The 332-nt window shown below is 51.2% G+C and carries 1 protein-coding gene; it reads left to right on the forward strand.

Annotation, left to right across the window (positions count from 1 at the left end):
• On the forward strand, window positions 1-332 hold a 332-nt coding region (locus FC43_RS11215; RefSeq protein WP_477218338.1), incomplete at both ends, for a MiiA motif-containing surface protein.

Genomic DNA, 332 nt, shown 5'->3' on the forward strand with positions numbered 1-332 from the left:
GAAGATGCCAACAAGGACGACAACGGAAACTCCACGTTGCCAGATGGGACGAAGATCATGGTTGACGACAACGGTGATGTAACGGTAACCTACCTAGACGGGTCAAAAGACACGATTCCGGGTGACAAGGTTGTTGAAGGTAAGGACAACGGTGGCGAAACCGGAGACCAAACTGACGCTGAAAAGAATAATCCAGCCGTACCAGGCGACAAGGTAAAGGTCGATGACCCAGCCAAGTTGACGGACGATGAAAAGGAAGACGTTGTCAAGGCGGTTGAAGATGCCAACAAGGACGACAACGGAAACTCCACGTTGCCAGATGGGACGAAGAT

This window comes from Limosilactobacillus ingluviei DSM 15946, assembly GCF_001435775.1.
GTDB classification, from domain to species: domain Bacteria; phylum Bacillota; class Bacilli; order Lactobacillales; family Lactobacillaceae; genus Limosilactobacillus; species Limosilactobacillus ingluviei.